This is a genomic window from Streptomyces sp. URMC 126 (genome assembly GCF_051386555.1).
GTDB lineage: Bacteria > Actinomycetota > Actinomycetes > Streptomycetales > Streptomycetaceae > Streptomyces.
Genome location: NZ_JBPQTX010001267.1, coordinates 1 through 241 on the forward strand (window position 1 = coordinate 1; position 241 = coordinate 241).

1 protein-coding gene is annotated in these 241 nt (G+C 69.7%); it reads right to left on the reverse strand.

Annotated elements, in window-relative coordinates; genetic code table 11:
• A partial coding sequence (locus ACSNOK_RS35915) for a hypothetical protein (protein WP_436784847.1) occupies positions 1 to 241 on the reverse strand: 241 nt, incomplete at both ends.

Below are 241 nucleotides of genomic sequence, written 5' to 3' on the forward strand. Positions count from 1 at the left end.
GTCTCGACCTCGTTGTGCAGGAAGTAGCACTGGCCGCCGCGCTTGAGCTCGCGCAGCACGGCCTCGCGGATCACGCCCGTACCCTCGTTGCGCACAAAGGTCTTGATGGCCAGGCGCCGCTGGGGCGCGGTGGCGATGACGGACAGGTCGCGCAGGCCTTCCAGCGCCATGCCCATGGTGCGCGGGATGGGCGTGGCCGTCAGCGTGAGCACGTCCACCTCGGCGCGCATGGCCTTCATGG